The 24,419-nt window shown below is 56.7% G+C and carries 24 protein-coding genes and 1 tRNA gene; 12 read left to right on the top strand and 13 right to left on the bottom strand.

Features of this window, described 5'->3' with window-relative positions; all coding sequences use genetic code 11:
• The first annotated feature begins 1 nt into the window (after nt 1).
• The 3 genes from ACR0LH_RS15965 (at nt 2) to ACR0LH_RS15955 (ending at nt 1,976) form a co-directional block, all read left to right on the top strand.
• The gene (locus tag ACR0LH_RS15965) at nt 2-361 is read left to right on the top strand and encodes a hypothetical protein (protein WP_170417115.1); all 360 of its coding nucleotides are present in this window, start codon (nt 2-4) and stop codon (nt 359-361) included.
• 88 nt (nt 362-449) lie between these two features.
• Nucleotides 450-1,652 carry an MFS transporter gene (locus tag ACR0LH_RS15960; protein WP_480721659.1) on the top strand — a complete coding sequence of 401 codons (1,203 nt, stop codon included), beginning with the start codon at nt 450-452 and terminating at the stop codon, nt 1,650-1,652.
• Between the two features lie 33 nt (nt 1,653-1,685).
• On the top strand, nt 1,686-1,976 hold the full coding sequence (locus ACR0LH_RS15955) for a hypothetical protein (protein WP_480721658.1): 291 nt from the start codon (nt 1,686-1,688) through the stop codon (nt 1,974-1,976).
• Between the two features lie 38 nt (nt 1,977-2,014).
• On the opposite strand, the gene ACR0LH_RS15950 is transcribed toward ACR0LH_RS15955, so the two are convergent.
• From ACR0LH_RS15950 to ACR0LH_RS15920, 7 genes are all read right to left on the bottom strand, one after another.
• Nucleotides 2,015-3,355: a S41 family peptidase gene (locus ACR0LH_RS15950; RefSeq protein ID WP_170417118.1), complete on the bottom strand. Its 1,341-nt coding sequence runs from the start codon at nt 3,353-3,355 to the stop codon at nt 2,015-2,017.
• 6 nt (nt 3,356-3,361) lie between these two features.
• Nucleotides 3,362-4,492, bottom strand: coding sequence for a peptidoglycan DD-metalloendopeptidase family protein (locus ACR0LH_RS15945; RefSeq protein WP_170417120.1), 1,131 nt, complete (start codon nt 4,490-4,492; stop codon nt 3,362-3,364).
• Nucleotides 4,489-6,006: a 2,3-bisphosphoglycerate-independent phosphoglycerate mutase gene (gene gpmI / locus ACR0LH_RS15940; RefSeq protein WP_480721657.1), complete on the bottom strand. Its 1,518-nt coding sequence runs from the start codon at nt 6,004-6,006 to the stop codon at nt 4,489-4,491. Before gpmI ends, ACR0LH_RS15945 begins: the two co-directional genes overlap by 4 nt.
• A gap of 102 nt (nt 6,007-6,108) precedes the next feature.
• Nucleotides 6,109-7,782, bottom strand: a complete 1,674-nt coding sequence (locus tag ACR0LH_RS15935; RefSeq protein WP_480721656.1) for a sulfatase-like hydrolase/transferase — start codon at nt 7,780-7,782, stop codon at nt 6,109-6,111.
• Nucleotides 7,783-7,847: 65 nt separating this feature from the next.
• Entirely contained in the window at nt 7,848-8,090 is a 243-nt protein-coding gene (gene nqrM, locus ACR0LH_RS15930) for a (Na+)-NQR maturation NqrM (protein WP_480721655.1), read from the bottom strand.
• A 15-nt stretch (nt 8,091-8,105) separates the two neighbouring features.
• Nucleotides 8,106-9,131, bottom strand: coding sequence for an FAD:protein FMN transferase (locus tag ACR0LH_RS15925; RefSeq protein ID WP_480721654.1), 1,026 nt, complete (start codon nt 9,129-9,131; stop codon nt 8,106-8,108).
• A 67-nt stretch (nt 9,132-9,198) separates the two neighbouring features.
• A complete protein-coding gene (locus ACR0LH_RS15920) occupies nt 9,199-9,384 on the bottom strand; it encodes a hypothetical protein (RefSeq protein ID WP_170389425.1) in 186 nt (61 codons plus the stop codon).
• 110 nt (nt 9,385-9,494) lie between these two features.
• Between ACR0LH_RS15920 and ACR0LH_RS15915 the strand changes: the two genes are divergently transcribed.
• The 3 genes from ACR0LH_RS15915 (at nt 9,495) to tviB (ending at nt 12,393) form a co-directional block, all read left to right on the top strand.
• Nucleotides 9,495-10,019: a CBS domain-containing protein gene (locus ACR0LH_RS15915; protein WP_170417127.1), complete on the top strand. Its 525-nt coding sequence runs from the start codon at nt 9,495-9,497 to the stop codon at nt 10,017-10,019.
• 71 nt (nt 10,020-10,090) lie between these two features.
• Complete coding sequence (locus tag ACR0LH_RS15910; RefSeq protein WP_170417129.1) at nt 10,091-11,104, top strand: NAD-dependent epimerase/dehydratase family protein; 1,014 nt, start codon at nt 10,091-10,093, stop codon at nt 11,102-11,104.
• A gap of 5 nt (nt 11,105-11,109) precedes the next feature.
• Nucleotides 11,110-12,393: a Vi polysaccharide biosynthesis UDP-N-acetylglucosamine C-6 dehydrogenase TviB gene (gene tviB, locus ACR0LH_RS15905; RefSeq protein WP_170417275.1), complete on the top strand. Its 1,284-nt coding sequence runs from the start codon at nt 11,110-11,112 to the stop codon at nt 12,391-12,393.
• A 36-nt stretch (nt 12,394-12,429) separates the two neighbouring features.
• On the opposite strand, the gene nqrF is transcribed toward tviB, so the two are convergent.
• From nqrF to ACR0LH_RS15875, 6 genes are read right to left on the bottom strand one after another with little or no spacing between them, the layout of a single operon-like run.
• Nucleotides 12,430-13,653 (bottom strand): NADH:ubiquinone reductase (Na(+)-transporting) subunit F, encoded by a 1,224-nt coding sequence (gene nqrF, locus ACR0LH_RS15900; RefSeq protein ID WP_170417131.1) that lies wholly within the window; start codon nt 13,651-13,653, stop codon nt 12,430-12,432.
• Nucleotides 13,654-13,663: 10 nt separating this feature from the next.
• The gene (gene nqrE, locus ACR0LH_RS15895; protein ID WP_170389343.1) at nt 13,664-14,272 is read right to left on the bottom strand and encodes an NADH:ubiquinone reductase (Na(+)-transporting) subunit E; all 609 of its coding nucleotides are present in this window, start codon (nt 14,270-14,272) and stop codon (nt 13,664-13,666) included.
• Nucleotides 14,272-14,925, bottom strand: coding sequence for an NADH:ubiquinone reductase (Na(+)-transporting) subunit D (locus ACR0LH_RS15890; protein ID WP_170417133.1), 654 nt, complete (start codon nt 14,923-14,925; stop codon nt 14,272-14,274). Before ACR0LH_RS15890 ends, nqrE begins: the two co-directional genes overlap by 1 nt.
• Nucleotides 14,925-15,740, bottom strand: coding sequence for a Na(+)-translocating NADH-quinone reductase subunit C (locus ACR0LH_RS15885; RefSeq protein WP_170417135.1), 816 nt, complete (start codon nt 15,738-15,740; stop codon nt 14,925-14,927). The genes ACR0LH_RS15890 and ACR0LH_RS15885 overlap by 1 nt, the downstream gene beginning before the upstream one ends.
• Nucleotides 15,733-16,941 carry an NADH:ubiquinone reductase (Na(+)-transporting) subunit B gene (locus ACR0LH_RS15880; RefSeq protein ID WP_170389340.1) on the bottom strand — a complete coding sequence of 403 codons (1,209 nt, stop codon included), beginning with the start codon at nt 16,939-16,941 and terminating at the stop codon, nt 15,733-15,735. The genes ACR0LH_RS15885 and ACR0LH_RS15880 overlap by 8 nt, the downstream gene beginning before the upstream one ends.
• 5 nt (nt 16,942-16,946) lie before the next feature.
• On the bottom strand, nt 16,947-18,290 hold the full coding sequence (locus ACR0LH_RS15875) for a Na(+)-translocating NADH-quinone reductase subunit A (protein WP_480721675.1): 1,344 nt from the start codon (nt 18,288-18,290) through the stop codon (nt 16,947-16,949).
• A gap of 290 nt (nt 18,291-18,580) precedes the next feature.
• Here ACR0LH_RS15875 and ACR0LH_RS15870 point away from each other — a divergent pair, with 290 nt between their 5' ends.
• The 6 genes from ACR0LH_RS15870 (at nt 18,581) to napA (ending at nt 24,414) form a co-directional block, all read left to right on the top strand.
• On the top strand, nt 18,581-19,696 hold the full coding sequence (locus ACR0LH_RS15870; RefSeq protein ID WP_170417137.1) for a THUMP domain-containing protein: 1,116 nt from the start codon (nt 18,581-18,583) through the stop codon (nt 19,694-19,696).
• Nucleotides 19,697-19,808: 112 nt separating this feature from the next.
• Nucleotides 19,809-19,885, top strand: a tRNA-Pro gene (locus ACR0LH_RS15865).
• A 204-nt stretch (nt 19,886-20,089) separates the two neighbouring features.
• Nucleotides 20,090-20,767, top strand: a complete 678-nt coding sequence (locus tag ACR0LH_RS15860) for a hypothetical protein (protein WP_170560264.1) — start codon at nt 20,090-20,092, stop codon at nt 20,765-20,767.
• Between the two features lie 352 nt (nt 20,768-21,119).
• Nucleotides 21,120-21,635, top strand: coding sequence for a ferredoxin-type protein NapF (gene napF / locus ACR0LH_RS15855; RefSeq protein WP_170417175.1), 516 nt, complete (start codon nt 21,120-21,122; stop codon nt 21,633-21,635).
• Entirely contained in the window at nt 21,632-21,925 is a 294-nt protein-coding gene (locus ACR0LH_RS15850; RefSeq protein WP_170417178.1) for a chaperone NapD, read from the top strand. Before napF ends, ACR0LH_RS15850 begins: the two co-directional genes overlap by 4 nt.
• A complete protein-coding gene (gene napA / locus ACR0LH_RS15845) occupies nt 21,922-24,414 on the top strand; it encodes a nitrate reductase catalytic subunit NapA (RefSeq protein ID WP_480721650.1) in 2,493 nt (830 codons plus the stop codon). The genes ACR0LH_RS15850 and napA overlap by 4 nt, the downstream gene beginning before the upstream one ends.
• Nucleotides 24,415-24,419 lie beyond the last annotated feature (5 nt).

Raw genomic sequence — 24,419 nt, 5'->3', positions numbered from 1 at the left:
CATGACGCACCCGACTCTGACACCTCTTCGTTTGGAAAACGGCATCTGGCACGGGCATCTGTCAGCACAGAACGAGCCCCGGATCGAGGTGCGTTATCTGGATCAGACATTGGATGGTGTAGTCCTCTCGCCAAGTAATGGCGGGTGGGATCTGAGCGTTCCCGTCCCCGTCGCGGCTTTGTCGGACGGGGTTCACAGCTTCTTGATTGTGGATGCGGAAACGTCCCGAAAACTCGCCGACTTCACGGTTATAGCCGGTGTCCCAGCCGCGGATGACCTGCGGGCAGAAGTCGACCTGCTGCGTGCCGAACTGGATATGTTGAAGCAAGCCTTTCGGCGCGCGCAGGTAGCTGACGAGTAACCAGCCCAAGTCAAAGCCCCACGCGCCCCTATCTTTCGATTGAAATCCATGCATCATTGTTGCCGTTCCAGGCAATCAGGATGAGCGTATGGATCGCGCCAGCATAATCAAGGTCATCGCGTTGATGGTGACTGGTTTTGGTATCGGCATCGACTTTACTGGTGCTCTGATATTGGTGCCGGCCATCGAGAACAGTTTTGACGCCGACATTACCAGCACGCAATGGGTGCTGAATATCTATGCCCTGTTTTTTGCCATGACCATGGTCGCGGGCGGTCGCATGGGCGACATGTTTGGCCATCGCAAGATGATGCTGATCGGCCTTTCGATTTTCCTGTTTTCCTCGGTGATGTGTTTCGTTTCCCCCAGCCTGGACTTCCTGATCGCAGCGCGCGCCTTGCAAGGGGTTGGCGCTGGATGTGTGTGGCCCTGCACCCTGGCCTTCGGTGCCACGAAGGTTTCAAAACCGGAGCATAGGGCCATGATCATGGGGCTGATCCTTGCCGGAGTCACCAGCGGCAATGTTTTTGGCCCTCTTATCAGCGGGTGGGCCGTAAGCTCTGGGGATTGGAGACTGTTCTTTCTGGCAAATGTTGTATTTTCAACGATTTCTATGCTGACCGCGCTCATCCTGATGGAGCGCGAAACCCAACACAAAAAGGGCGAGCACCTGGACTTTGCAGGCATGGGCATCCTGTCCTTTGCGGTCTTGCTGCTGCTTTACGGGTTGGACGTTGGAGCAGATTGGGGCTGGGGCTCGGCCCCCTTGCTGATGCTGTTCTTCGTCAGCGCGGTCCTGTTCTTCGCATTTCCCAAAGTCGAAAAGCGCGTGAAGGAACCCTTGCTGCTGCCCCAGATGATGCAGAACCGGGAATTTCGGATCACGCTGGGGCTGAACATGTTCAATGTGTCGGCGGCCTTTGTAGGATTGCTGTATTTCCCTCAGTACATGCAAAAAGTTCTGGGATGGTCGGTCTTCCACTCGGCGCTTGGCCTTGCCCCGCTGACGGTTCTTCTGGCCGTCGGGTCAATAGTGTCTGGCACGCTGTACAATGACTTCGGTCCGAAACGTCTGCTGTTCTGGGGCTACCTGATCGCCACGATCGGCGCGATCAGCATTGTCGTGATGCCGAGTGGCTTTGGATATTTTCAGATCCTACCCGGCATGGCCATGATCGGGCTCGGCGCTACACTGACGGTTGGACCGTCAGGAACAGCTGCCGTCTGTGCCGTAAAACCCGAACGCGCGGGACTGGTCGGAGGGCTAAGTTTCATGACCCACTTGGTCTAAGGTGCAATCTCGGTCGCCTGCGCAACCGCTCTTATGTATGTCACCAGCCTGTCCAGCCTTGGCAAGCAACTTGCGGCTGAAGGAATTACCATGTCCGAGGCCGATCAGAGAACAATCAATGGCGGGACCCTCACGACAGAGTCCGCGAAATCAGTTATGGCAAAGCTCAACTCGGGCGAAACGGAAAAGGTAAAGGCCGCCATCGCCACCGCCTTTGACGCAGGTATGAATACCGCATTTGTTTTTGCGGCTATATCCGTATCAGTGGGCGTCGTTCTGGCGTTGCTTCTGGACGAAGAAAAGCTGCGCAAAGTCGAAAGCTGAACCAAAGAAAAAGAGCCGCCTCTGGCGACCCTCATCCGTTACTGGGATGGACCGTTCGGATTGAACGCGGACAGCCCCTTGAGGATGTCGATGGCGTAAGCCAACTGATAATCCTCTTCCCGCAATTCAGCCGTTGCTTCGGCCTTGGCGCGGTCCTCCTCGATCTGGCGAACTTCATCCTCGCTCAGACTGTCGTTGTTGAGGCTGCCGCGCAGATCAGCTTCGGACCGTGTGCGCGCATCGTCTTCCTCCTCGTCTGTCGGAGGTGTCGAGCGCGGCTGCTCTACGATAATGTCAGGGCTAACCCCAAGTGACTGAATCGAGCGGCCCGACGGTGTGTAATAGCGCGATGTGGTCAACCGCATGGCACCATCGCCCCGCAAAGGCATGACGGTCTGAACCGACCCTTTACCAAAGCTCTTTGTCCCCACGACAATCGCACGGCGGTGATCCTGAAGGGCACCTGCCACAATCTCGGACGCCGACGCCGATCCACCATTGATCAGCACGACGATGGGTTTTCCTTCGGCAAGGTCGCCGGGTGTGGCATTGAACCGCTCACCATCGCTGGGATCGCGGCCGCGGGTCGAAACAATCTCGCCCTCATTCAGGAAGGCATCGGACACTTTGATCGCCTGAGTCAGCAATCCGCCGGGGTTGTTTCTGAGATCCAGAACAACTCCGTTCACCTTGTCCAATCCACCAATTTCTTCGATCTGTTCATTCAGACCTTCCTCAAGGTTGGGGAATGTCTGGTCGTTGAACGTGGTCACGCGCAATACAACGCTTGTGCCTTCCGTCCGGGCACGGACGGCCGTCAGCTTGATGGTGTCGCGGATGATTGTGACATCAAACGGATCAGATTCGCCTTCGCGCACGACGGTAATGATAATCTCGGATCCAACCGGCCCGCGCATCAAGTCAACCGCCTTGTCCAGCGTCAGTCCAAGAATGCTTTCGCCGTCAACATGGGTGATGAAATCCCCAGCCTCGATCCCCGCCTCATCCGCCGGAGTGCCGTCGATCGGTGACACAACTTTGACAAAGCCTTCCTCTTGCGTGACTTCGATGCCCAAGCCGCCAAATTCACCGCGGGTCTGTACCCGCATCTGCTCGGCATCGTCCGGCGACAGATAGCTTGAGTGCGGGTCCAGAGAGGTCAGCATGCCATCAATAGCGGCCTCGATCAGATCCTCGGGCTCGACTTCCTCTACGTATTGCGCGCGAATGCGTTCAAAAATATCCCCGAACAGGTCAAGCTGCTCGTAAACGCTGGCCTTGCGGTCAGCCTCTTGCGCCAGCAAGGGGCCGGCGACCTGAGTGGTTGCGATTATACCTGCCAAAGTTCCGGCAAGACCGGCCATCACAAATTTCTTCATACTCGTTTATCCATCCTTGTCGGTCCGAAACCACGATTCCGGGTCCACGGGGCTGTTATCCTGTCTTACCTCTATATAGAGCGTTTCTGACCGGTCAGTTCCAGTGCCATCACCGCTTGTTGACAAAATAGCGCCTATTTCCGGCGTTTCACCGGGCATCAAACCGATCGGAGACCCTTCGGGGATCACCTGACCCGTTTCGCCATAGACCTCTTGCAAGCCAGCAAAAACGAACAATAGCCCCGGCTGAGGTTCCAAAATCACCAGATTCCCAAGTTCCAGCAGCGGCCCTCGGTAGCGAATAGTGGCCGCCGTGGGTGATGTAACGATCGCACGTGGTCGGGTGGCGACCACTATGCCCGGTCGGGTAACTCCGGCCGCATCCGTCTCACCGGCGCGATGCAGTATGACTCCCCAGGTCGGCAACGCAATCTGACCTTTACGGGCCGATACATCCGCGTCGGTTTCCGCGATCTCTCCTTCTGAAATCTCTGACAATCCGCTGGCGAACCCTTCCAGAGTCTCGGTTGACGAGATCAGGATGGCCGTGCGTATCGGATCTTCGTCAAAGCGGCGGGGCAAGTCTGTGCGGTCAGCAATCGCTTCGCTCAGCTTGGTGCGCGCAGTCTGCACACCCATTAATCCTTCTGTCAGGGTTTCCGAGGCGTTCTGCTGTAGTTGGCGCAGCGTCCGAACCTCTTGCAGGTTCTCGGCCAGCGCCTGCGCGCGTGCATTGAGGCCCGGGGTGACCTCCGACAGCATCATCCCCGCACGCGCGGACCCAAGCGGGCCTGACGGATGCAACATAAGAACCGGTGGCGTAGTTGTTTCTATCGTCTGCAACACGCCAAGCAACTGCCCGACATCCTTTTCCCGCGCGCGCAACTCCGCTGTTAGCTGTGCTTCTCGCGTGGCGGCTTTGCGCAAGCCATCCCGCATTGCCGCAAGCCCTTCCTCATAAGCCTGTATTGTCACGGTCAAAGCGCGCACTCGGTCACGTGCGCTGTCGGCCTCGCTTAAAGCAATCGAGGCTTGTTCCAGCTTGCGCGCCGCATTCAGGGCCGCCGTAGACGGGCTGGTTTGTGCGCTGGAAGGCGATGCAAAAAACATCGCCAAAATGAGCGCGCGTAGTATCATGACAAAAGGCTCTGGCCGGTCATTTCCTCGGGCTGATCAAGGCCCATCAAATCCAGCAAAGTAGGCGCTAGATCAGATAGGCGGCCATCGCGCAACGATGCATTTTCAGGACCACCAACCAAAGCGACCGGGACCGGGTTCAGCGTGTGTGCTGTGTGCGGGCCACCGGTTTCGGGGTCGACCATCACCTCGCAATTTCCGTGATCAGCCGTCACGATCATCGCCCCGCCTGCCTTTTCAAGTGCGGCAACAACCTTTGCCAGCCCCTGATCCACCGCCTCACACGCCTTGATCGCGGCCTGCAGATCGCCTGTGTGCCCGACCATATCCGGGTTGGCATAGTTGGTTACGATCAGGTCATAACCTTCTTCAATCGCGTCGACGAACTTGGCGGTGACATCGACCGACGACATTTCGGGCTGCAAATCATAAGTCGCAACTTTGGGAGATTTCGGCATGAAGCGATCCTCGCCTTCCTCCGGGACTTCCTTGCCGCCGTTCAGGAAAAACGTAACGTGCGGGTATTTCTCGGTCTCGGCCAGACGGAACTGGCGTAAGCCTTGTTTTGCGACCCACTCGCCTAACGTGTTCACGATATCCCGTTTCGGAAATACCGTTGTCATGTATGCGTTGTGGCCGTCGGAATATTCGACCATGCCCAAAAGCGCAGATAGCTGCGGGCGCGGAACCGTATCAAAGTCACTGAAGCCGGGTTCTCCGATCGCGCGCAATATCTCGCGCGCGCGGTCGGCGCGGAAATTCAGACAAAAAAACCCGTCGCCATCCTTGATGCCGTCAAAGCCAGCCAACACCGTCGGCACAATGAATTCGTCGGTTTCCGACTGGTTGTATGCATGGTCAATTGCACCGTGGGCCGTAGCTGCCGTGCGCCCCTGCCCTTTGATCATCGCGTTATAGGCTTCGCTGACGCGCTCCCAACGGTTATCCCGGTCCATGGCGAAGTAACGACCGCTGACAGTCACAACCCGCGCACCTTCCGGCAAACGGTCTTCCAGTTCGGCAACGTAAGTAAACGCGGATTTTGGGGCAACATCTCGGCCGTCGGTCACAGCGTGCAGAGCCACCGGAACACCGGCATCCGTGATTGCCTTGGCTGCCGCAACGATATGGTTCAAGTGCCCATGGACACCGCCATCTGACACAAGACCCATCAGATGCGCCGTGCCGCCTGACGCTTTCACCTTGGCAATGAATGCTTGCAGCTCCTCGTTTTCAAAGAATGAGCCATCTTCAATCGCCAGATCAATTTGCCCCAAATCCATCGCCACAACGCGCCCGGCGCCGATATTCGTGTGCCCGACCTCAGAGTTACCCATCTGACCGCTGGGCAGCCCGACATCCGGGCCGTGCGTGATCAGGGTCGCATGCGGCCCGTTGGCCATGATCGCGTCAAAGGTTGGCGTGTTTGCCAGCAAGGGAGCATTGGCGGTCGTGTCCTCTGACAGTCCCCAACCATCAAGAATACAAAGGACAACTGGTTTGGGGGCGGTCATTTCGGCTCTCCGGATTATCTGCTCTTGCGTGGTCTTGTATCGTCTGGCCAGCGGCGGGTGAACCGCCTTTATTCCGCCAAACCCAAGAATTCATCCGGCACGCTAGTCTTTGCCGGTGAAATCGCTGTAGGGCCGCGTTGTCCGACCCCGGTATTTCACAGTCAGCTCCAGCGGAGCGTCGTTTTCATCGTAAACCCCAACCACGACTCCGCGCCCACGGCTCTTGGTGCGCATTTCAATCAACTGCTGCTCGGACCGGGTGGTGCGCTGCGATTGACGACGCGTCCATTTGAAAAGATGAGAATACATGACCGCGATCACGTCTTCATGCGCGGCAGAGTCGCCCAGATCGTTCAGCTCATTCGGGTCATTCTCCAGATCGAACAACAATGGGCGATGCCCGCCTTCACAGTGGATCAGCTTCCACTTTTTGTCGGCGACCATGAACATCACGGCATCCCGCACCGACGCATTCAGCTTTTCCGCAATCGGAGAGGCAGAATAGTCGTATTCGCAGATCACCACATCCCGCGGCGTGTCGGTGCGCAGGCTATGTAGTATGGGCAGCAGTGAATGACCTTCCAGAATGTGATCCGAAACCTTATGGCCCGTTGCGTCAACGAAAGTTGGGGCAAGGTCGATGGACTCGACCAGAGCATCGCAAACAGTCCCGCGCGTGCTGTCAGCTTCGGGTGAAGGGTCGTAAATGATCAGCGGAACCTTGGTCGAGGCGTCGTGGAAGAATGTCTTTTCACCCATCCAGTGGTCGCCCAGAAAATCCCCGTGGTCCGAGGTCAGCACGATCATGGTATCGTCCATCCGGCCGGTTTTTTCCATCCACTCAAACAAACGGCCCATCTGATCGTCTGCCTGTTTGATCAACCCCATATAGGCCGGGATCACCGCGTCCCGCACGTCCTCACGTGAAAAGGCTTGCCCAACCTTGGTGCCCATGAATGCCCTGAGGACCGGATGGGCATTTTGCCGCTCGGCTTCAGAGCGAACAACGGGAAGCACATGTTCAGGCCCGTACATCGAGGCGTAAGGTTCCGGCACAATGTAAGGCCAGTGGGGTTTAATGAAACTCAGATGGCAGCACCAAGGACCGTCATGAGAGTCCATGAACGCGATCCCCCGCCCGGTCAGGTACGGCGTTTCGCTGTCCTCCTCGGCGATGTTGGCAGGCGCGGCCGCGTTTTTCAGGAACCAACCCGACAGGACATTGCCGTCCGCATCCAAACCGGAATTGGCGAAGTCATGCCAAGGATTGTCACTCTCATAACCCTTAGCGGTCAGAAACTTGTTGTATTCCTTCGCTCCGTGAGGGTCGTAATAACCATCCGGTCCCTCTGGAAGCATCCCGTCGTCGCGTTCAAACACGTCGAAACCGCATTCTGCGACACGCGCGCCGATCAGACTGTCGGGCTCCAAACCCAACCGTGCCATACCCTCGGCATCTGCCCGCATATGGGTCTTTCCGACTAGCCAGCACTCCATCCCGGCTTTGCGCAGATGATCCCCCATTGTGATTTCACCCACCTTGAGCGGAATGCCGTTCCATGACGCGCCGTGCGAATGCACATAGCGCCCGGTATAGGTGGACATGCGCGACGACCCGCAGATCGGCGACTGGATATAAGCACGATCAAACCGCACCCCACGGGCCGCCAATCGGTCAATATTTGGGGTGTGCAGGTGTGGGTGGCCGTAGCAACTCAGGTAATCCCAGCGGAGCTGGTCAAACATGATGAACAGAATGTTTTTGGCTTTGCCCAACCCGATGCCTCCCCGATCGTCAGGGTCGCAGACTAGCCAACCCCTGCCGCCCGGTTAAGCGGAAATTACGCCTGCGCTTCGCGTTCCATCTGTTCCAGCATTTTCTTGGCGCGTTTGCACTGCAACTGATCGCGCAGAGGGCTGTTCAGATCGACGTCTTTTTTGCAAACCACGCATTTATCCGCGCCCGAGATTGCATTCAGACCACCGCAGCTGCCCTTGATGGTCTTTCCCATCAGCATGACGCCCAGCGACATGCCCACCATCACAAGGGCCAACAGGATAAATGCCAGAATAAAGGTACTCATATCAGTCCCTGCTTGTCAGTTGGTGCCCAAGGCGTCTTTGAACGCGGTGCTGTGTACCGTGATATAGGCATCTTCGCCGCCTGTCACATCCCGCGAGATGAAATACACGGCAAGTTTATGCTTATCGGCCAGTTCCAGACCTTTTTCCTGACCCAATGCCAGCATCGCAGTCGCCCACGCGTCTGCCATCATTGCATTTTCGGCCAGAACGGTCACCGATGTGGTCCGGTGCGTGATTGGCCGCCCGGTGATCGGATCGATGATATGCGAATAGCGCACACCGTCCTGTTCAAAGAAATTCTTGTAGTCGCCGGACGTTGCCATGCCCAAATCGTCGAGTTGCACGATCAGCTGCAAGTTCTGCGACCCTGCTTCGGGCTTCTCGATCCCGATCCGCCAAGCCTCACCCTTGTCGTTTTCACCCATCGTGACCAGATCGCCGCCGATCTCGACCATGTAATCTTCGATCCCTGCATCCCGCAGGGTGTCTGCGACGGCATCAATTCCATAGCCCTTTGCGATGGCCGACAAGTTGATCCCGACACCGGCATCCGACTTGGCCAAAGTTCCAGCCTCGCGATCCAGTGTCAGCAGACGCGCCTGCCCGACACTGTTCAATGCCGCCTGAATGTCCTCATCCGATGGCACCGGGTCTTCGGGTTTGCGCGGTCCGAATCCCCAGAGTTCAATCAGCGGCCCAAGCGTTACATCGAACGTGCCGCCAGATTTTTCATGGACGTCATTGGCTGCCGCGATGACCAGGGCAAATTCCTCTGAAACCTGCGTCGGCTCGGTGCTCTGCGACTTGGAGAACTGGGAAACCTCTGAATTCTTGTCCCAATTGGACATCTTGGCGTTTACGTCTGCCAAGGTTTCCTCAACCGCAACGGCCAGGGCTTCTTCGTCGACATCCACACCAATCGCCGTGATGTTGAAGGTCGTTCCCATCGTCTCACCAGACAAACGCACGACTTCCGGCTCTTTGTCGAACAAACAAGCAGAAAGAAGTGTCGCAACAGCCAGAACAGGCAAAAGACGCATGCGGGAATCTCCTGTGGAAAAGCGTGATCGGCGTATGCCAGTGGCCTTTGCCAGAGTCAAACCAGCCTTACAGCTTCAAAGGCATAAACCCCAGCACAAGCAGGCCAATTCCTGCCGGAACGCCGAACAGCCAAGCCTTCTTTCGCCAGCCCGGTGCCTGTTGTTTCCACGCCATACGGAAATTATGGCCACACACGACCACAACGAAGAAGATCAACACAGCAACAGGAGGTGTCAGGTAAAGGTCAGACAAAAGATAGAATATCCCGTGTGTTAGGCGGTTTTTCACGCTTGACGCAATTGAACCCTATACAGGTCGCAAAGCTGCGGTAAGGTAAACTACAAAGGAAGAGGAGATTTCCCATGGCACCAAGCTCTTATCAGCCCCCAACGCGCGGCGACAAGGCCGAAACCGCAACGCGCAGCCAGTCCGTGGAATCCAACCTGTCCCATTCCCAGACGACTGTTGCGAAGTTGATGGAGGGCAAAGGCGACGCCGTTTTCGCAGTGCGCCCGAATGATACGATCCACTCGGTTGTAAACATCCTCAAGGAAAAGCGGATCGGGGCTGTCGTCGTGACCGATCAGAACGGGAAACTGCACGGCATTCTGTCCGAGCGCGACATCGTGCGCCGGATGGCAGATACCCCCGGTCAAACACTCCCGCAATCCGTCGAAGACCTGATGACCCGCGAGGTCAAAACCTGCGCCCCGGATGACATGTTGAACGACGTATTGAAAACCATGACCGAAGGCCGATTCCGCCACATGCCAGTTCTGAGCGATGGGAATTTGCGCGGTGTCATTACCATCGGTGACGTCGTCCACTTTCGCTTGAAAGAGCTGGAATACGAAGCATTACGCATGAAGCAAATGATTGTGGGCTGAGAAACCCCTTGACCTCGGACCAGCGACAGTATCCCTGATGCGACAAAGTTTGCGATAGGTTCGAGGGTTGCATGAAACGGGTTCTGGTCACCGGCACGGCGGGATTCATCGGGTTTCATCTGGCAAAGCTGCTGTTATCCGAAGGGTTTCGGGTACACGGCTATGACGGGATGACCGATTACTACGACGTGACTCTCAAGCAGCGCCGCCATCAGATGCTGCTGCAAACGCCAGGTTTCTCGACCACCGAAGACCTGCTGGAAAACCACGACCGTCTTGTGCAGATCGCGGACGAGTTTCAGCCTGAAGTCATCGTGCACCTCGCCGCGCAAGCCGGGGTGCGCTACAGCCTCGAGGACCCGCGAAGCTATATCAACTCGAATGTGGTGGGCACGTTCAACGTCATGGAGGTGGCGCGCCAGCACAAGGTCGAACACCTGCTGATGGCGTCGACGTCGTCTGTCTATGGTGCGAACGAAGAGATGCCATTTAGCGAGGTTGAAAAGGCCGATACCCCCCTGACCATCTATGCCGCCACCAAAAAGGCGAACGAGGCGATGGGTCATTCCTACGCCCACCTATGGAACCTGCCGACGACGATGTTCCGGTTTTTCACCGTCTACGGCAGTTGGGGGCGGCCCGATTTGGCGCTGTACAAATTCGTGGACGCGATTTTGGATGACCGCCCGATCGACATCTACAACCACGGCGACATGTATCGCGACTTCACCTATGTGGACGATCTGGTACGCGGTATTCGGCTGCTGATCGACGTGCCCCCCGTGCGTCCGGACAGCGCCGAAGATATTGCCGAGGGCGACAGCCTGTCCCCCGCCGCGCCGTGGCGCGTGGTCAATATCGGGAATGGCGACAAGGTGCGGCTGATGGATTTTATCGAAGCCATCGAGGAAGCCGTCGGCAAGAAGGCCATTCGCAACTACATGCCGATGCAGATGGGGGATGTCCCGGCAACCTGGGCGAACAACGATCTGTTGCAGGAGTTGACGGGTTATCGGCCGCAAACAGATTTCAAAGACGGGATTGCGCGCTTTGTCGAGTGGTTCCGGGATTATCATGGAAAATGACGCATATGCTTGAAACCGACCCAAACTCGCGCAGAATTGCCGTGATCGGACTGGGCTATGTTGGCCTGCCACTGGCCGTGGCGTTCGGGAAGCTGGCTTCGGTGGTTGGGTTTGATATTAACCCCGACCGGATTGGCGCATTGCGTGCCGGGCATGATTCCACGCAAGAGGTCGAACCCGATGACCTAAAAGCCGCAACTGGCCTGACTTTTACCTCTGATCCGTCAGAGATTGCGGCGTGCGACACCTATATCGTTACCGTTCCCACGCCGATCACCGCAGGCAAGCAGCCTGATCTGACTCCACTGCTGCGCGCGTCGGAAACCGTAGGCCATGTGCTGAAACCCGGCGATCTGGTGATCTATGAATCCACGGTCTACCCCGGCGCGACCGAGGAAGACTGCGTACCGGTTCTTGAGCGTATCTCAGGTCTGACCTTCAACCGCGATTTCTTTGCAGGCTACAGCCCCGAGCGGATCAATCCCGGTGACAAGACCCATCGGATCGCGGACATCTGCAAAGTTACATCCGGCTCGACCCCCGAAGTGGCCGATCTGGTCGATGCGCTTTACGCCCGGATCATCACGGCAGGCACCCACAAGGCCGAGAGCATCCGCGTGGCCGAGGCTGCAAAGGTGATCGAAAACACGCAGCGCGATCTGAACATTGCCTTGGTAAATGAACTGGCGATGATCTTTGGTCGGATGGAGATCGACACCGATGCGGTTCTGCGCGCGGCAGGGACTAAGTGGAACTTCCTGCCCTTCCGCCCCGGTCTGGTGGGCGGGCATTGCATCGGTGTGGACCCCTATTACCTGACCCACAAGGCCGAGGCCGTCGGCCATCACCCGCAAATCATTCTGGCCGGACGGCGGTTGAATGACAGCATGGGCGGCTATGTGGTCTCGCAACTGGTCAAGCGGATGATGCGCGACGGGATCAATGTTGCCGCCGCCCGCGTGCTGGTAATGGGGCTGACCTTCAAGGAAAACTGCCCCGATCTGCGCAATACCCGCGTGGTCGATATTATCAGCGAGTTGCAGGATTATGGTGTTACGGTTGACGTCTATGATCCTCATGCCAATGCCGCCGCCGCACAACAGGAATACGGAATTTCATTGATAGAACAGCCGGAAACCGGTGCGTATGACGGCGTCGTTCTGGCGGTTGCACATCGAGAGTTTCTGGCGCTCGACCCGGCGCAGGTGCGCGGCTTTGGCAAGGATCAAAGCGTGCTGTTCGACGTCAAATCCTGCCTGCCGCCCGAGGCCAGCGACCTGCGGCTGTAAAAAAAACCGGCGCTCGCTGCGCCGGTTTTTCAATTCTTATCCGCCGAAATCGTCCAGCATGATGTCTTCGCGGTCCACGCCCAGATCCAGCAGCATGTTGATGACCGACTGGTTCATGATTGGCGGGCCACACATGTAGAACTCACAGTCCTCGGGGGCTGGGTGGTTCTTGAGGTATTCCTCGAACAGCACATTGTGGATGAAGCCGGTATAGCCTTTCCAGTCATCCTCGGGTTGGGCGTCCGACAGGGCGACATGCCATTCAAAATTGTCGAATTCTTCGGCCAGCTGATCGAAATCTTCAACAAAGAACATCTCTTTCTTGGACCGTGCGCCATACCAGAAGCTGATCTTGCGGTCGCGGTTCTCCAGTCGCTTGAGCTGGTCGAAGATGTGGCTGCGCATTGGCGCCATGCCTGCACCACCACCGATAAAGACCATCTCTTTCTGCGTGTCGCGGGCGAAGAACTCGCCAAACGGACCCGAGATTGTGACCTTGTCGCCCGGCTTGAGGTTAAAGATGTAAGACGACATCTGGCCCGGCGGAATACCTTCGGCACCCGGAGGCGGCGAGGCCACGCGGACGTTCAGCATGATCATGCCTTTCTCGTCCGGGTAGTTTGCCATCGAATAGGCGCGCTCGATCGGTTCGGCCACAACGGATTCATACTGCCACAGATTGAATTTATCCCAATCCTCGCGGTATTCCTCTTCCACGTCGAAATCGGTGTATTTCAACGCATGCGCAGGGGCTTCGATCTGAATGTATCCACCAGCGCGGAAATTCACATCTTCGCCTTCCGGCAGGTCCAGCGTCAGAGCCTTGATGAAGGTCGCCACGTTCTCGTTCGACCGAACGGTACATTCCCATTTCTTGACGCCAAAGACTTCTTCCGGAACCTCGATATCCATGTCCTGCTTTACAGCCACCTGACAGGACAGGCGGTCGCCACAGGCGGCCTCGCGCTTGGTGATATGGCTTTCTTCGGTCGGCAAGATCGACCCGCCCCCCGAATGCACCCTCACCCGGCACTGCGCACAGGTTCCGCCGCCGCCACAGGCAGAAGGGACGAACAGTTTTTCTGCCGCCAGCGTTTGCAGCAGCTTGCCACCGGCGGGGACCGAGATGGTTTTCTCACCGTTGATGGTGATGTTCACGTCCCCGGTCGACACCAGTTTCGAGCGCGCCGCCAGAATGACCGTCACCAGCGCGACAACGATCAGGGTGAAAAGAATGACGCCTAAGGTAAAAGTTTCCATTGCGCCCTCCTTACAGTTTCACGCCCGAGAAGGACATGAAGGCCATCGCCATCAGTCCCGCGGTGATGAAGGTGATCCCCAGACCTTGCAGGCCGTCGGGAATATCCGAGTATTTCAGCTTTTCCCGAACACCTGCCATCGCGGTGATTGCCAGCGCCCAGCCAAAGCCGGAAGACAGACCATAGGTCGCTGCCTCGGCAAAGTTGTAGTCGCGCTCAACCATGAACAGCGAGCCACCAAGAATGGCGCAGTTCACCGTAATCAGCGGCAGGAAGATCCCAAGCGCGTTGTAAAGCGGTGGGAAGTACTTATCGAGGATCATTTCCAGAATCTGAACCATCGCCGCGATGACGCCGATATACGAGATCAGACCAAGGAAGGTCAGGTCCACATCCGGGAACCCGGCCCAGGACAGCGCGCCCGGCTTTAGCAGATAGTTCAACAGCAGGTTGTTGGTGGGCACGGTGATCGCTTGCACGACCATGACCGAAATCCCCAGACCCAGCGCGGTCGAAATCTTCTTGGAGACGGCGATGAAGGTACACATCCCCAGAAAGAAGCTAAGCGCAAGGTTTTCGACAAAAATGGCCTTTACAGCCAGTGAAATCAGACCTTCCATCAGTGGGCCTCTACCTGCTGAATTTTGTATTCACGTTCTTCCACCTGGTTCGGCTTCCACGTGCGGAAGGCCCAGATGATCAGACCGATGATGAAGAACGCCGAGGGCGGCAGCAGCAGCATGCCGTTGGGCACGTACCAGCCACCATTGTTGACGGTCTGCAGAATGGTGACGCCGAACAGCGATCCCGCGCCGAACAACTCGCGGATGAAGCCAACCAGCAGCAGGATCAGGCCATAACCCATTCCGTTGCCCATGCCGTCGATGAACGACGCAACCGGAGGGTTCTTCATCGCAAACGCCTCGGCGCGGCCCATCACGATACAGTTGGTGATGATCAGGCCGACGAAGACGGACAGGGTTTTCGATATCTCGAAAGCGTAGGCTTTCAGTATCTGGTCCACCAGGATCACCAGTGAGGCGATAATCACCATCTGCACAATGATCCGGATCGAGCCGGGGATCTGGTTGCGCAGGCATGAGATGAAAAAGGACGAAAACGACGTCACGAAGATCACCGCCATCGCCATCACGATCGACACCTGCAGCGACGAGGTCACCGCCAGCGCCGAACAGATGCCCAGCACCTGAAGTGTGATCGGGTTGTTGTCGACAAGCGGATCGACCAGCATCTCTTTCTTGGTCTGGGACATCAGAGCTCTCCTGCTTGCAGTTTGGCCAGGAACGGAGCGTAGCCCGCGTCGCCCATCCAGAATTTCACAAGGTTATCGACACCGACCGATGTCAGCGTGGCACCGGCCAGCGCATCGACATAAAAGTCAGGTCCCGCCGCAGGTTGCGATTTTGCGACGGTGATCTGAAGATCACCCGCGTCGTCGCGCAGTTTCTTACCATTCCATAGGGCTTTCCAGCGCGGATTGTCGACCTCGGCCCCAAGACCCGGCGTCTCACCATGCTGATAGAATTGCAGGCCGTAGATATCGTTGCCGTTATTCTCCAGCGCGATAAAGCCATAGAGCGTGGACCACAGACCATAGCCATGCAGCGGCAGGATCACCTTGTCGAGATCGCCCGCATCATCGCGCAGCAGGTAAATCACCCGGTACTTGGACTTGCGCCCAATACCCGCTGGGTCATCATCCAAAGCAACGCTCAGCTCGGGATCACTGGCCGCGGCGATATCGTCAAACGTCGCCGCGTCGAACTGATCATCGACGAACTCGCCGGTCGACAGCTCCAGCACGTGCGGTTCAAACGCCGCGAATGCTTCGGTCACGTCGATACCGGGCTCATAGACGCCCGCAACCTGCAGAACGTTGACCTGCTTGTCTTTCAGGCGGTTGCTTTCCTGCACCGGGCGCAGGCTGACAGCGGCGGCGGACACGACCATTGACGCCACCAGACACACGGCAACCGCGACAAAGATCGTTTTACCGACTGTATCAGGCGAGGCCGCAAGGAACTTGGCAATCGCGCCTTTCGGCTCTGGGGATTGCGTATCAGACATGGCGACGCGCCCTCCGTTTGATGTTTGCCTGAACGACGAAATAGTCGATCAGAGGTGCAAAGACGTTTCCGAACAGGATGGCCAGCATCATACCCTCGGGGAAAGCCGGGTTGATCACGCGGATCATCACAACCATGACGCCGATCAGCGCGCCATAGATATAGCGGCCCATATTGGTGTGGCTGGCGGAAACGGGTTCCGTGACCATGAAAGCCAGGCCGAATGCGTATCCACCCAGCACCAAATGCCAGTACCAGGGCATTGCAAACATCGGATTGGTGTCCGACCCGATCAGGTTCAGCAGCAGGGTAAAGCCGATCGTACCCGCCAGACAGCCCACGATCAGGCGATAGTTGGCAATCTTCGTTGTCAGAAGGAAGGCCAGACCGATCATACAGGCCAGGGTCGATGTCTCGCCAAAGCTGCCCTGAATGGTGCCGAAGAACGCGTTGGCCCAAGTGATCCCGTCAGCGGCCAGCGCCTGAACGCCTTCGGCTGCGGTGATACCCAGCGCGGTTGCCCCGGAAAACCCGTCTACCGGCGTCCAAACCGAATCCCCTGACATCTGCGCAGGGTACGCGAAGTACAAAAACGCCCGCCCCACCAATGCAGGGTTGAGGAAGTTCTTACCGGTGCCGCCAAACACCTCTTTGCCGATAACGACGCCGAAGATGATCCCCAAAGCCACCTGCCACAGCGGTGTGGTTGCGGGCAGGATCAGCGTGTACAGCATCGAGGTGACAAGAAAGCCTTCGTTCACCTCGTGGCCGCGCACGGTGGCGAAGATGACCTCGAAAATACCGCCCGCGACAAGTGTCGTGATGTAGATCGGCAGGAAATAAAGCAACCCGTGCAATACATTGGCAAAGATGCTGGAGGGATCCAGCGAGATGCCGAACATCTGCAGCAGGGCAATCCGCCATCCAGTCGCGGCGTCCGGGCCAAGCGTGGCAATTGCCGAATTCGCCTGATAGCCCGTGTTCCACATCCCCCAAAGAATACAGGGGATGGTCGCGATCACGACATATGTCATGATCCGTTTCATATCCACGTAAGACCGCGCGTGTGGTGCGGCGGTGGTTACGGTTTTCGGAGTGTAGATGAAGCTTTCGACCATCTCATAGATGGGGAAATACTTCTCGTACTTGCCGCCTTTGGTAAAGTTCGGCTCAATCCGATCAAAGAAGCTGCGCAAACCCATTCGGCTCAGCCCTCCTTTTCAATCTTGGTCAGGCAGTCGCGCAGCGCCAGCCCATATTCATATTTCGCTGGGCAGGCAAAACCGACCAGGCCCAGATCTTCTTCGTCAAGCTCCAGCGCCCCAAGCGCCTGTGCCGTGTCCGTGTCCATCACCAGCAGCGATCGCAGCAACTGTGTCGGCAGGTAATCCTGCGGCATCAGTTCTTCAAACGTCCCCGTTGGCACCATCGCACGACGGCCGCCATTCAGGTTAGAGGTGAAAGCAAACAGTTTCTTGGCAAAGGCCGAACCCAAAACCGGTTGCACCGCATATTTCGATGGCATCGGGCGAATCCAGCCCATGGGAATCTGGTCGGGATCTTCGCGAATGATCGAAACCTGTCGCGCGAACCGACCCAGAAAGGCTGTCGGCCCATCGGCGAGCTTACCGGACAGGATGGAACCCGAGATTGTCCGTGCGGTTCCCTCAATATTGACTTCATCGCTGGTCAGATCATCTGTCGACGCCCCCATGACCGTGCGGATCAGACGGGGCTGACGTGCGCCGGGACCGGACAGGGCAACTACGACGTTGGGATCCAGATGCCCTGTTTGCATCAGGCGACCAATCGCAATGATATCCTGATACCCGATGGTCCAGACCAGCTTTTCGCCAGCCAAAGGCTCTAGGAAGTGAATGTGCGTCCCGGCCAGACCGGCCGGATGTGGCCCGGAAAACGCCGCCGGTTCAACACCCGCAACATCGGCGCCTGGCAATGTATCGCCGTCCCTCTGGCACAGATAGGTCTTGCCATCGGTCAGCTTGGCGACAGCCTTCAAACCCTCTGCAAACGCCTCGCCTGCGTCCTTGATGATCACAGCGGCATCACCTGCCAGCGGCTCACTGTCCATCGCCGTCACGAAAATCGCAGACGGCTTGGTTCCCGGCTGGGGCATTTTTGAATACGGACGCGTGCGGAACGCGGTCCACAGGCCCGAGGCGCACAGCTTGGCGGTTATGCCCTCGGCACTTTCCGCATCGCCTGTGGCCGAGAAATCAACACCGGTGTCATTGGCGTCCGAAACCTCGATCACGACACTCTGCAACACCCGACGCGCGCCACGGTTGATCGCAACGACCTTGCCGGTCAGCGGCGCAACCATCATCGCGTCAGGTACGTCCTTGTGGCAAAAGAGCGGCGTCCCCCGCTGAACCTCGTCACCTTCCTGAACCAGCATCCGCGGCTTCAGGCCAAGGTAGTCACTGCCCAAAACCCCCACAGTCGAGAATTCAGGACCTGGTTGAATAGTCTGATCCGGCGCACCTTGCACCGGCAGCTCCAACCCCTTTTTCAGTTTGAAAGTTTGCATGTCGCTACGGTCTTCCAAGCCTCTTTCCTGCACCACATCGTGTCAGCACCCGTATAGTGGCACAAAACGTTGTGAACGTGTGAGCCTTCGAGCAAGAAAAAGCGCGCAGCACCTGATCCTGATCTATGGCTTTCTTTCAATCACGGACCCTTTACGCGGGGACGCTGACAAACGCAAACCCGTTACGGCCGAAATCGACCTCGGAATGTCACTTTCCGACGAACTGCCCCATTTTAGGCTGTCTGAATTTGCATGTCGCGCCCGGGGTGCTTCCGGTGTAAGCACCCTGAATGGAACAGACAGACGATCTAGAGATATTTTTGGTGGCGACGCCGGGCCTCGAGGCACCACTTCACGCCGAGGCAGTCGAAAAGGGATTCGCCAAGGCCACGATCGTGCCCGGCGGTGTAAACTGCCGCGGCAACTGGTCTGAAGTCTGGCGTGCCAACTTGTGCCTTCGGGGGGCCAACAAGGTTTTGGTGCGGCTCGGAAGTTTTCCGGCTGTGCACCTCGCGCAACTGGATAAACGAGCGCGCAAGTTCCCGTGGGCGACTTTCCTGTGCCCGGATGTGCCGATCAAGGTTGAGGCCACCAACCGGAAGTCCCGAATCTACCACGCAGGAGCAGCCCGCCAGCGCATCGAGCGCGCAATCTCCGAAACTCTGGGCGCACCTATATCCTCCGAGGCAGACCTGCGCGTCATGCTTCGCATTGAAAAAGACATATGCACATTGTCGATCGATTCCTCTGGTGAACCGCTGCACAAGCGCGGCCACAAACCCGCCGTCGCCAAGGCACCAATGCGGGAAACGATGGCATCCATGTTCCTTCGCGAATGCGGATTCAGCGGAACGGAACCCGTGCTGGACCCAATGTGCGGATCAGGAACCTTCGTGATTGAGGCAGCAGAAATTGCGCTTGGGCTTAATCCCGGCCGTGATCGAGCCTTCGCTTTCGAACATCTCAAGTCCTTTGATCCCGGCACTTGGGCCGAAATGCGATCGCAAGCTACGCCGTCGGAAACTGTGGATACGTTTTATGGTTCGGACCGAAACGCAGGAGCCGTCGAAGCCTCAACCGCGAATGCGCAGAGTGCAGGGGTAGACAGCGTTACCAGATTTCAAACCCGCTCTGTCAGCGACATCAAGCCTCCATCAGATCGTGCCGGGCTTGTCATCGTCAATCCCCCCTATGGAGCAAGAATAGGAGACGAAAAGCGTCTGCGTTCTGTCTACGGAACGCTAGGGAAAGTACTGGCCTCAAGGTTCACTGGCTGGCGGGTTGGAATGATCACAAGCAACGCATCCCTTGCCCGCTCTTCACGTCTACCTTTTTTGCCAGCGGGACCGGTCGTGGATCACGGCGGCACAAAAATCCGGCTGTACCGGACTGACCCATTGCCATAGCAACGCATCGTCTGCGGCGGACGCGACCAAACACGCGTCGGGCCTTTCACGAGATACGCAAAGAATCCCCCTTGCGCATCCAAATCCTCGGGTATAGATCACCCGCCACGGTCGGAGTGTAGCTCAGCCTGGTAGAGCACTGTCTTCGGGAGGCAGGGGTCGGAGGTTCGAATCCTCTCACTCCGACCAATATGATCTTCTCACTAAAATTAAATTTGATTGACGCAAAAATCACAGCGATTCCGGGTCATTTCTCCCATTGAATTGGCGTATTTTGCCGTGCCGGAAAGAGGACAGGCTGGCGGCATTCACGCTCGAACGCTTCTGGAAATGGGCCGCAAAAGGGTTTAAGTGACCCGAACTGGAACCCATAGACAGAGATCAAAACTAAGTATGCGCACCTTTGACGCCCAGAAGCCTCTAATCTTCATTCACGTTCCGAAGACGGCGGGCATGGCTGTTCGTAAAATTGTGCAGGGATGGTTTCCAAGAAGGTTCTACCTCCACTACCACAATGAAGCCAAAGGGAAGATGCCGGATTTGTTGCCTCTGGCGTCCCGAAAATTTACTAGAAAACCACCAGCCATTTATGGGCATTTCAATAAGAACCGCGGCTTCGGAATCGAAGATTACTATCCTGAAGTCACGCAATTTGTGACGATCATTCGCGATCCTTTCGAGTTGGCCATTTCCAATTATTTTTATGTCCGAAAGGTATCAGGCGACTGGAAAGATCAATCCAGAGTGCCGACCGAAAGTCTTGAGGACTATATCAAATCGACTGACCTCAACATGCTGAACCATTTCCCGCGCGAGATGAATCTTGAAAATTTCAAAGACATTCTTGAGGAAATGTTCGTCGAAATAGGCATCACCGAAAACTTGCCCAAAAGCCTTGAGGTAATTTCGAGAAAACTGGGGAAAAAGTTTGACCCGACCAAGCTTGAAACGGTGAATGCAACAAAGCGGGATCAACCGCTGCCCGAAGATTATCGCGACCAATTCTGCGAGCAGCATCCTCTGGAACATGCTGTGTACGAGTTTGCGAAGTCGCGGATCGCTGCCATGTGACTCGCTGCGGATGCCTAAAGATTGGTAACCCTGCTGGCTCGGAAAGAGCTGCGTCAAAGCTCGTGAAGCCACAATCATCCAGCCTGTATTTGCAAGCGCTTCCGTTTTAGTCTGGGGTTTCAAAAAGACTGCGGACGGCCCAACCACAGGATCGTGGGTCTGAATTGGGCTGTCGACGGAATGTCGTGCCAAACCGCGACGTTTAAGTCACGTCAGACCACTGCTTTCAAAAATTAATCTACGATTTACTTTTTTGCTGCTCAAAAAATGATCTGAATCAAAACTTGCTGCAATTTTAGGCTATAAGCGGAATACTGGAAGAAGGGAATCGTCTCTAACCGGGTCAAACAGAATGAACCGAGTGACCAGCCGACGTGGGTTTCTGAGCGCCAAAATTCTCAGGGAGGACGACATCTTCGTCCGGCCTCCGGGTTCGCCTGTGCATGGTTTTTCTGACGCTTGCACCAAATGTGGCGAATGCGTCGAAGCCTGCCCAGAGAACGTGATCACCTTTGACCCTGCCGGGTTTCCAGTTTTCAATCCCAGCGACAACCCATGTACTTTCTGCGGCAACTGCGCCCGTGCCTGTCCAACTTCGGCGCTGGACGTCGAGCGTCTGTCCGAATGGCCTTGGCGCGCGACATTCCATTCGGCAAGCTGCCTGTCCATGAATGGCGTGAGCTGTCGTATCTGTCAGGATAACTGCGAACAAAATGCGATCCGTTTCACCCTTCAAACAGGCGGACGCGCTGCACCTTCGCTGGACGACACAGCATGCAACGGCTGCGGTGCCTGCCAAGCCCTCTGCCCCGCTGACGCAATCAACCTTGAAGACCTGACTTCACCTCAGATGGAAGCGCGCCAATGAATATTTGTGGTTGTCTTGCCCATATCGCACCTGATCATGTCAGCACTGCTGCGCAAGCAATGGAGCAGACGCCGGGCGTCGAAATCCACGCCCAATCGGACGATGGCCGCTTTGTTGTCGTAGTCGAAGACACACCTGCGCGCCTTGCATCTGAAATCATAATGGATCTTCACCAAATTCCCGGTGTGATCTCACTTACCCTTACTTATCACCATTTCGAGGATCTTGCGGAAACCTCCGCGCGTCCCGATGCCCACAGCCAAACCACCAGCCGGAGGTCAACGCTATGACTATCTCAGAATCTCGCCGGACATTCCTCAAGACAACAGCGGCCGCTGCAACCGCCTCTGCCGCTGGCATTCCAATGGCGACCGGTCAAGCCAATGCTCAGATCGGAACGCCGGACATCCGTTGGGACAAGGCAGCCTGCCGGTTCTGCGGGACAGGGTGTTCAGTTCTGGTCGGCACCAAAGAGGGTCGCGTGGTGGCGACACAAGGTGATCCCGACGCATCGGTCAATCGTGGCCTGAACTGCATCAAGGGTTATTTCCTGTCCAAAATTATGTATGGCAAGGATCGCCTGACCACGCCTCTCTTGCGCAAGACGAATGGCGAATATGACAAGAACGGCGAGTTTGAACCGGTCTCTTGGGACGAAGCCTTTGATGTCATGGCGGCCAAGTGGAAGGAAGCTCTGGCCAAGAAGGGTCCGACAAGCGTTGGTATGTTTGGTTCCGGACAGTGGACTGTCTGGGAAGGCTATGCAGCATCAAAGCTGATGAAGGCCGGATTCCGGTCAAACAATATCGACCCGAACGCACGGCACTGCATGGCCTCGGCGGTTGTGGGCTTTATGCGCACTTTCGGCATTGACGAACCGATGGGGTGTTATGACGACCTCGAAGCCGCAGACACGTTTGTTCTGTGGGGATCAAACATGGCCGAAATGCACCCGATCTTGTGGTCTAGGCTGACCGATACGCGCCTGACCAAACCGGACTGCGAGGTTCATGTTCTTTCTACTTTTGAACACCGTTCCTTCGAGCTGGCGGACAATGGCATAATCTTCAATCCGCAAACCGACCTGGCGATCCTGAATTATATCGCAAACTATATCATTCAGAATGGCGCGGTGAACGAAGACTTCGTCAAGAACCACGTCAACATCACCAAGACAGCCACCGATATCGGCTATGGCCTGCGCGAAGAAAACCCGCTGCAGCAAGGAGCGGCCAACCCGGACTCGGGCAAGCTGGAGACCATCAGCTTCGAGGAATACGCCGAATCCGTCGCGCCCTATACCTTGGAATATACGGCCGAACTGTCAGGTGTGCCTGCTGACAAACTTGAGAAGCTCGCTCAGCAATACGCCGACCCGAACCGCAAGGTCATGAGCTTGTGGACGATGGGCTTCAACCAGCACACCCGTGGGTCTTGGGTCAATTCACTCATGTATAACGTGCACTTGCTGGTCGGAAAGATTTCCGAGCCCGGAAACTCGCCGTTTTCACTGACTGGCCAACCGTCGGCCTGCGGCACAGCCCGCGAGGTTGGCACCTTTGCCCACCGTTTGCCTGCCGACATGGTTGTCGCCAACGACGAGCACCGCCAGATCTGCGAAACCGCGTGGAACGTCCCCGAAGGCACTATCCCGCCCAAGCCCGGATTCCATGCCGTTTTGCAGCACCGCAAGCTGAAGGACGGAGAGCTGAACGCCTATTGGGTGCAATGCAACAACAACATGCAGGCGGCCCCGAATATCAACGAGGAAGGGTATCCCGGTTATCGCAACCCGGAAAACTTCATCACGGTTTCCGATCCGTATCCTACCGTGACGGCGGTGTCCGCCGACTTGATCCTGCCAACGGCGATGTGGGTTGAAAAGGAAGGGGCCTATGGCAACGCGGAACGCCGCACACAGTTCTGGCACCAGCAGGTCAAGGCGCCGGGCGAGGCGAAATCAGATTTGTGGCAACTGATGGAGTTCTCAAAACGCTTTACCGTCGAAGAAGTCTGGGGCGAAGAACTACTGGCCAAAATGCCCGAACACCGCGGCAAGACCATGTTCGACGTGCTTTACAAAAACGGCAGCGTAGACAAGTTCCCGTTGTCCGAAACCGCCGAAGGGTTCGACAATGACGAATCCGAACATTTCGGTTTCTACGTGCAAAAGGGCTTGTTTGAAGAATATGCCGAATTCGGGCGTGGGCACGCACACGACCTTGCTCCGTTCGAGATGTATCATCAGGCGCGCGGAATGCGCTGGCCGGTCGTGGACGGCAAAGAAACGCTTTATCGTTTCCGCGAGGGTTATGACCCGTATGTGCCGGAAGGCGCAGAGGTCAAATTCTATGGCCATAAGGACGGCAAGGCGAAAATCATTTTCGCGCCGTATGAAACAGCGCCGGAGGAACCTGACGCGGAATACGATCTGTGGCTATGCACAGGTCGCGTGCTAGAGCACTGGCATTCGGGCTCGATGACCCGACGCGTCCCTGAACTCCACCGTGCTTTCCCGGCCGCAGTTGTTTACATGCACCCTGACGACGCCAGTGACAGGGGGCTGCGCCGAGGTCAGGAAATCGTGCTATCCACGCGGCGCGGAGAGGTGACCAGCCGGGTCGAGACTCGGGGTAGAAACAAGGTGCCACGCGGTTTGGTCTTTATGCCTTGGTTCGACGAAGGACAATTGACCAACAAGCTGACACTGGACGCGACCTGCCCGCTTTCTAAGGAAACGGACTACAAGAAATGCGCCTGTAAAGTCGAGCGCGCGTAGCCGGC

The sequence above is a fragment of the Ruegeria sp. CL6 genome (genome assembly GCF_056536465.1).
The sequence above is the reverse complement of the archived record's forward strand: the minus strand, read 5'-3'. Positions and strand labels throughout refer to the sequence as shown.

What these genes read in the sequence shown, in the direction of transcription:
- ACR0LH_RS15965 (WP_170417115.1), top strand. Translation starts at nt 2, where the DNA reads ATGACGCACCCGACTCTGACACCTCTTCGTTTGGAAAACGGCATCTGG.
- ACR0LH_RS15960 (WP_480721659.1), top strand. Translation starts at nt 450, where the DNA reads ATGGATCGCGCCAGCATAATCAAGGTCATCGCGTTGATGGTGACTGGT.
- ACR0LH_RS15955 (WP_480721658.1), top strand. Translation starts at nt 1,686, where the DNA reads ATGTATGTCACCAGCCTGTCCAGCCTTGGCAAGCAACTTGCGGCTGAA.
- ACR0LH_RS15950 (WP_170417118.1), bottom strand. Translation starts at nt 3,355, where the DNA reads ATGAAGAAATTTGTGATGGCCGGTCTTGCCGGAACTTTGGCAGGTATA.
- ACR0LH_RS15945 (WP_170417120.1), bottom strand. Translation starts at nt 4,492, where the DNA reads ATGATACTACGCGCGCTCATTTTGGCGATGTTTTTTGCATCGCCTTCC.
- gpmI (WP_480721657.1), bottom strand. Translation starts at nt 6,006, where the DNA reads ATGACCGCCCCCAAACCAGTTGTCCTTTGTATTCTTGATGGTTGGGGA.
- nqrM (WP_480721655.1), bottom strand. Translation starts at nt 8,090, where the DNA reads ATGAGTACCTTTATTCTGGCATTTATCCTGTTGGCCCTTGTGATGGTG.
- ACR0LH_RS15925 (WP_480721654.1), bottom strand. Translation starts at nt 9,131, where the DNA reads ATGCGTCTTTTGCCTGTTCTGGCTGTTGCGACACTTCTTTCTGCTTGT.
- ACR0LH_RS15915 (WP_170417127.1), top strand. Translation starts at nt 9,495, where the DNA reads ATGGCACCAAGCTCTTATCAGCCCCCAACGCGCGGCGACAAGGCCGAA.
- ACR0LH_RS15910 (WP_170417129.1), top strand. Translation starts at nt 10,091, where the DNA reads ATGAAACGGGTTCTGGTCACCGGCACGGCGGGATTCATCGGGTTTCAT.
- tviB (WP_170417275.1), top strand. Translation starts at nt 11,110, where the DNA reads ATGCTTGAAACCGACCCAAACTCGCGCAGAATTGCCGTGATCGGACTG.
- nqrF (WP_170417131.1), bottom strand. Translation starts at nt 13,653, where the DNA reads ATGGAAACTTTTACCTTAGGCGTCATTCTTTTCACCCTGATCGTTGTC.
- nqrE (WP_170389343.1), bottom strand. Translation starts at nt 14,272, where the DNA reads ATGGAAGGTCTGATTTCACTGGCTGTAAAGGCCATTTTTGTCGAAAAC.
- ACR0LH_RS15890 (WP_170417133.1), bottom strand. Translation starts at nt 14,925, where the DNA reads ATGTCCCAGACCAAGAAAGAGATGCTGGTCGATCCGCTTGTCGACAAC.
- ACR0LH_RS15885 (WP_170417135.1), bottom strand. Translation starts at nt 15,740, where the DNA reads ATGTCTGATACGCAATCCCCAGAGCCGAAAGGCGCGATTGCCAAGTTC.
- ACR0LH_RS15880 (WP_170389340.1), bottom strand. Translation starts at nt 16,941, where the DNA reads ATGGGTTTGCGCAGCTTCTTTGATCGGATTGAGCCGAACTTTACCAAA.
- ACR0LH_RS15875 (WP_480721675.1), bottom strand. Translation starts at nt 18,290, where the DNA reads ATGCAAACTTTCAAACTGAAAAAGGGGTTGGAGCTGCCGGTGCAAGGT.
- ACR0LH_RS15870 (WP_170417137.1), top strand. Translation starts at nt 18,581, where the DNA reads ATGGAACAGACAGACGATCTAGAGATATTTTTGGTGGCGACGCCGGGC.
- ACR0LH_RS15860 (WP_170560264.1), top strand. Translation starts at nt 20,090, where the DNA reads ATGCGCACCTTTGACGCCCAGAAGCCTCTAATCTTCATTCACGTTCCG.
- napF (WP_170417175.1), top strand. Translation starts at nt 21,120, where the DNA reads ATGAACCGAGTGACCAGCCGACGTGGGTTTCTGAGCGCCAAAATTCTC.
- ACR0LH_RS15850 (WP_170417178.1), top strand. Translation starts at nt 21,632, where the DNA reads ATGAATATTTGTGGTTGTCTTGCCCATATCGCACCTGATCATGTCAGC.
- napA (WP_480721650.1), top strand. Translation starts at nt 21,922, where the DNA reads ATGACTATCTCAGAATCTCGCCGGACATTCCTCAAGACAACAGCGGCC.